Source organism: Kitasatospora nipponensis (assembly GCF_039528135.1).
GTDB classification, from domain to species: domain Bacteria; phylum Actinomycetota; class Actinomycetes; order Streptomycetales; family Streptomycetaceae; genus Kitasatospora; species Kitasatospora nipponensis.
Genome location: NZ_BAAALF010000041.1, coordinates 46,176 through 52,175 on the forward strand (window position 1 = coordinate 46,176; position 6,000 = coordinate 52,175).

The following is a 6,000-nucleotide window of genomic DNA, read 5'->3' on the forward strand; positions in this document are numbered from 1 at the left end:
CTAGTGAACGCCGAGCCACTCCTTGATGGGGGTGAGCGCGAAGTACGCGACGAAGACCGCGGTCAGGATCCACATCAGCGGACCGGGCTCGCGCCACTTGCCCTGACCCGCCTTGATGACCGTGTAGGCGATGACGCCGGAGGCGACACCGGCGGTGATGCTGTAGGTGAACGGCATCATCACGCAGGTCAGGAAGGCCGGGATGGCCACCTCGCGGTTGGCCCAGTCGATGTGCCGGGCCTGGCTCATCATCATCGAGCCGATGACGACCAGCGCGGCGGAGGCGACCTCGACCGGCACGATGCCGGCCAGCGGGGAGAAGAAGAGCATCAGCGTGAAGACACCGCCGGTGACCGTGGAGGCGAGGCCGGTCCTGGCGCCCTCACCCACACCGGTGGCCGACTCCACGAAGACCGTCTGGCCCGAGGCGCCGACCAGGCCGCCGATCGCGCCGCCGGCGCCGTCGATGAACAGCGCCTTGGACAGGCCCGGCATCCGGCCCTGCCGGTCGGCCAGCCCCGCCTCGGTGCCGACCCCGATGATGGTGGCCATCGCGTCGAAGAAGCCGGCCAGCACCAGGGTGAAGACCGCCACCGAGGCGCTGATCGCGCCCATGCCCTTGTTGGTGAAGGCCCCGAACAGGTCGACGTGGCCGACCAGGCCGAAGTCGGGGGCGGAGACCGGGCTGCCCGGCCACACCGGTGCCGCGCTGCCCCAGGCCTTGGCCGGGACGTGCGCCACCGCGTTGACGACGAAGGCGAAGACGGTGCCCGCGCCGATGCCGATCAGGATGGCGCCGCGCACGTTGCGGGCCAGCAGGACGAATATCGTCAGCAACGTGACCGCGAAGCACAGGACCGGCCAGCCGGTGAGCTCGCCGAAGGGGCCGAGCGAGACCAGGGTGGGCCCGCCGCTCATCACGAAGCCCGCCTTGTGCAGGCCGATCAGCGCGACGAACAGGCCGATGCCGATGGTGATGGCGTGCTTGAGCGGCAGGGGTATGCCGTTCATGATCTTCTCGCGCAGTCCGGAGACCACCAGGAGCACGATCAGCAGGCCGTAGATGACGCACAGACCGAAGGCCTGGGCCCAGGTGGTGTGCGGCACGACCAGCGCGGAGACCGCGCCGGAGACCGAGAGACCGGCGGCGACCGCCAGCGGGACGTTGCCGATGACCCCCATCAGGATGGTGGTCACGGCGGCGGCGAGCGCGGTGGCCGTGGTCAGTTGGGCGTGGTCGAGCTTGGCGCCGGTGACGTCGGCCCCGCTCAGGATGAGTGGGTTGAGCAGGACGATGTAGGCCATCGCCATGAAGGTGGTCAGCCCGCCACGGATCTCGTTGCCGAAGGTCGAGCCTCTGGCGGAGATCTTGAAGTACGCGTCCAGGGCGTTCTTCGGAGCGGGTGCCGGGGCCGGCGTGGGGGTGCCGGCCTGGGCGGGGATGTCTTCAGTGGTGCCGGGCTCCGTGGGAATCCGGGTCATGTCCACTCCCAAGGTTCAAAGGGGGTTGGGGTGGGCGAGTCGACCTGGCCGTCCATCAGGGGCGGCGCAGGGGGACTGGATCGACTCACGAGGTGCACTCTGAGGTGCGTGCGGTGCGTGGGATGGTGCGCACCGCTGCAGAGCCCCGGCGTGGGAGAGGCAGCGGGATGGTGCACGGGGTACTTCCTGTGGGTGAAGCACCCCGGGGCGGCGGGGGAAGACGTTGGCCGCCGCCCCAGGGGGTCTGCGGACCGGGACTACAGGGTCCCGGTGAGGTGCTCGGGCCGGACCGGGATCCGGTTGAGAGCGATGCCGGTGGCCTGCCGGATGGCGGCCACGATCGACGGTGTGGCGGAGACCGTGGGCGCCTCGCCGACCCCGCGCAGCCCGTAGGGGGCGTGCGGGTCGGCCAGCTCCAGTAGGTCCACCGGGATCGGCGGGACGTCCAGGATGGTGGGGATCAGGTAGTCGGTGAAGGAGGCGTTGCGCACCTTCCCGTCCTTGACGATGATCTCCTCCATCACGGCCAGGCCCAGCGCCTGGGTGCAGCCGCCCTGGATCTGGCCCACCACGGAGAGCGGGTTGAGCGCCTTGCCGACGTCCTGGGCGGCGGTCAGCTCGACCACCTTGACCAGGCCCAGCTCGACGTCCACGTCGACCACCGCTCGGTTGGCGCAGAAGGTGTACTGGACGTGGCCGAAGCCCTGACCGGTCACCTTGTCGAACGCCTCGGTCGGGCGGTGGTGGTGCTCGCGGGTCAGGTCGATCGCCTCGTCGCCGAGCAGGTCGACCATCGAGACCAGCGCACCCGCCGACTCGGAGACCACCTTGCCGGCCACCAGGTCGATGTCGTCCTGGGTCCAGCCGTAGCGCTTGCGGCCCTTGTCGATCAGGGCGCGCTTGACCGCCTCGGCGGCCAGCTTCACCGCGCCGCCGGTCATGTACGTCTGGCGCGAGGCGGAGGTGGAACCCGCCGAGCCGACCTCGGTGTTGGCCGGGTGGATGGTGACCTTCTCCACGCCCAGCTCGGTGCGCGCGATCTGGCCGTGCACGGTGACGCCGCCCTGGCCGACCTCGGCCATCGCGGTGTGCACCATGGCCACCGGCTCGCCGCCGATGACCTCCAGGCGGACCCGGGCGGTGGAGTAGTCGTCGAAGCCCTCGGAGAAGCCGACGTTCTTGATGCCCACCGAGTAGCCCACGCCGCGCACGATCCCCTCGCCGTGCGAGGTGTTCGACAGCGCACCGGGCAGCTCGCGCACGTCCAGGTTGTCCAGGTCCAGCGGCGGCGGCAGCGGCATGTCCTTGACCCGCCGCAGCAGTTCGGCGACCGGGGCCGGCGAGTCGATCCGCTGGCCGGTCGGCAGGTGGTCGCCCTCCGCCATCGCGTTCAGCCGGCGCAGCTCGACGGGGTCCATGCCGAGGGCCGCGGCCAGCTTGTCCATCTGCGACTCGTAGCCGAAGCAGGCCTGCACCGCGCCGAACCCGCGCATCGCGCCGCAGGAGGGGTTGTTGGTGTAGAGCGCGATCGCGTCCATCCGCACGTTGGGGATGTTGTACGGCCCGTTGCCCAGCGAGGCGGCGTTGCCGACCACGGCGGGGGAGGCGGAGGCGTAGGCGCCGCCGTCCAGCACCAGGCGCACGTCGGCGTAGACCAGCTTGCCGTCGCGGGTGGCGCCGTGCTCGTAGGTCATCTTGGCCGGGTGGCGGTGCACGTGGCCGAAGAAGGACTCGTCCCGGGCGTAGACGATCTTGACCGGCTTGCCGGTGCGCTGGGCCAGCAGCGAGGCGTGGATCTGCATCGACAGGTCCTCGCGGCCGCCGAACGCGCCGCCGACGCCGGCCAGGGTCAGGCGCACCTTCTCCTCGGGCAGGCCGAGCACCGGGGCCATCTGCTGGCGGTCCACGTGCAGCCACTGGGTGGCCACGTAGAGGTCGATGCCGCCGTCCTCGGCGGGCACCGCCAGACCGGACTCGGGGCCCAGGAAGGCCTGGTCCTGCATGCCGACCTCGTACTCGCCGCGCACGATCACGTCGGCCAGCGCCTTGACCTCGTCGGTCACGCCCAGCCCGTAGACCAGCTTCTGGCTGTGGCAGATGTTGCCCGAGCCGTGCGACTTGTACTCGTGCGGCTCGTGGACGTAGCCGTGCACCTCGGGGTGGAGCGCCTGCTCCTCGGTGGTGATGGGGGTGAGTACCTCGTACTCCACCTTGATCTTCTTCACCGCGCGGCGGGCCGTCTCCGGGTGGTCGGCGGCCACGATGGCGATCGCCTCGCCGTGGTAGCGGACCTTGTCGATCGCCAGCGCCGGCTGGTCCTGGATCTCCAGGCCGTAGAACTTCTCGCCCGGGATGTCCTCGTGGGTGAGCACCGCGTAGACACCCGGCGTCCTGAGCGCGTCCGAGATGTCCACCGAGAGGATGTTGGCGCGCGGGTGCGGGGAGCGCAGGGCCATGCCCCAGAGCATGTCCTCGTGCCACAGGTCCGAGGAGTAGGCGAACTCGCCCTTGACCTTCAGCGTGCCGTCCGGGCGCAGCGGGGAGCCGCCGATGCCGTCCTTGCCGCCGGTGGTGATGTCCTGGAGGTTCTTCTCACCCTGGATCGTTCGCGTCGTCATGCGGAGTGACCCACCTTCTGGCACTTGCGGGCGGAGGCGAGCCGCACCGCGTCCATGATCTTCTCGTAGCCGGTGCAGCGGCACAGGTTGCCGCTGAGCGCCTCACGGATGTCCGTGTCGCTCGGCTGCGCGTCGCGCTCCAGCAGGGCGTCGGTCTGCACCAGCAGCCCCGGGGTGCAGAAGCCGCACTGCACGGCGCCGGCGTCGATGAACGCCTGCTGCACCAGACCCAGCTCCTCGCCCTCGGCCAGGCCCTCGACCGTGCGCACCTCGCGGTCCTGCACCTGGCCGGCGGCGACCAGACAGGAACAGACCGGCACGCCGTCCAGGTAGACCGTGCAGGATCCGCACTCGCCCTGCTCGCAGGCGTTCTTGGAACCCGGCAGGCCGACCCGCTCGCGCAGCACGTACAGGAGGCTCTCGCCCTCCCAGACGTCGTCCGCCTCGACGGGCTTGCCGTTGGCGGTGAAAGTGACCCTCATGCCGCGCTCCTGATCTGCTTGCTGTAGTCGTTCCAGGTCCAGGTGAGCGTGCGCCGCGCCATCACGGCCAGCGAGTGCCGGCGGTACTCGGCGGTGCCGCGCACGTCGTCGATCGGCGAGGCCGCGGCCCGCACCAGTTCACCGAACTTCTGGATCACCTCGGCACCCAGCAGGGCGCCGGACTCCCACAGGCCGCGCTCGGCGAGCACGCCCTGCAGGTACTCCTCCGCCGCGACCGCCCGGCGCGGGGTGGGCGCGGCCGACCCGATGCCGGTGCCGACCGTGCCGTTCTTGGGGTGCAGCGCGAAGCCGAAGGCGCAGACCGCGATCACCATCGCGTTGCGGGTCCCGATCTTCGAGAACTGCTGGGGGCCGTCGGCGACCGGGATGTGCACGGCGCGGATCAGCTCGTCCTGCTCCATGGAGTTGCGCTTCACGCCGACGTAGAAGTCGTCGATGGCGATCATCCGGATGCCGCGGGCCTGCGAGGCGACCTCGACGAAGACGTCCCGGCCCGCGGCCAGCAGCGCGGGGTGCGCGTCGCCGGCCGGCGAGGCGCCGCCGAGGTTCCCACCGACGCCGCCCCGGTTGCGGATCTGCGGCGAGCCGACGGTGTGGGCCGCCAGGGCCAGGCCGGGCAGCGGCCCGGACAGCTCGTTGATGATCCGCGTGTAGGGGACCGAGGCGCCGAGCCTGACCACACCGTCGGTGATCGACCAGTCGGTCAGCTCGGTGATGCGGTTCAGGTCGAGAATCGCGGATGGCCGGTGCACGTCGAAGTTCATCTCGACCATCACGTCCGTGCCGCCCGAGATCGGCAGCGCGGACGGGTACTCAGCCTTCGCCGCGAGTGCCTCGTCCCAGCTGGTGGGCCGCAGGAACTCCATGCGGGTGTCTCCTCAAGTCGTCGCCAAGTCGAACCTGTGGGCACTGTGCCCGGAATCCGCGGGGCTTGGCCCGAATGGGGGCGTCTGCGGGGATTCCAACCTTCGGTGTTCGGACGGTGCTACCGGAACGTTGCCCGGGCGTCGGGTCCTGGTCACCGGGGTGTGTCCGGCGGCGTGTGGCCAGTGAACCGCTGCCGGACCACCCGGAGGCAGTCACCGATGGCATGAAGCCCGTGCGCCGGGGTCGCCCGGCATCCTGTACGTTCCTCTAAGGGCAACGAATGCCCAGCTGAGCGGTTTCCCAGCCGCCCCATACGACCGTAATGCGGCCGTGATGACGAAGCGACGGCCCCGTGACCCGGGGGAGTGCTGATGCGTACCACCGAACGCCCGAACTCGGGCACACTGTGAGCCCCCGGCCCGCGGGACGCGCCCACCCCCAGCGCCGCCGCCCGGCCCCGCGCGCCCCGGCCCACCTGGACGCCGCCCTCGGCGCCACCACCTTCTCCGCAGGAAGCGGGCCCCCCCCGC

General features: G+C 70.7%; 4 protein-coding genes. All 4 read right to left on the reverse strand.

What is annotated here, in order from left to right; all coding sequences use genetic code 11:
• The 4 genes from ABD323_RS14625 to ABD323_RS14640 all read right to left on the reverse strand — a co-directional run bounded on the left by ABD323_RS14625 (position 1) and on the right by ABD323_RS14640 (position 5,469).
• The gene (locus tag ABD323_RS14625) at positions 1–1,482 is read right to left on the reverse strand and encodes an NCS2 family permease (RefSeq protein ID WP_344441948.1); all 1,482 of its coding nucleotides are present in this window, start codon (positions 1,480–1,482) and stop codon (positions 1–3) included.
• Positions 1,483–1,739: 257 nt separating this feature from the next.
• Positions 1,740–4,100: a xanthine dehydrogenase subunit D gene (pucD, locus tag ABD323_RS14630; RefSeq protein ID WP_344441949.1), complete on the reverse strand. Its 2,361-nt coding sequence runs from the start codon at positions 4,098–4,100 to the stop codon at positions 1,740–1,742.
• Positions 4,097–4,582, reverse strand: coding sequence for a (2Fe-2S)-binding protein (locus ABD323_RS14635; protein ID WP_344441950.1), 486 nt, complete (start codon positions 4,580–4,582; stop codon positions 4,097–4,099). Before ABD323_RS14635 ends, pucD begins: the two co-directional genes overlap by 4 nt.
• Positions 4,579–5,469, reverse strand: coding sequence for an FAD binding domain-containing protein (locus ABD323_RS14640; protein ID WP_344441951.1), 891 nt, complete (start codon positions 5,467–5,469; stop codon positions 4,579–4,581). Before ABD323_RS14640 ends, ABD323_RS14635 begins: the two co-directional genes overlap by 4 nt.
• Positions 5,470–6,000 lie beyond the last annotated feature (531 nt).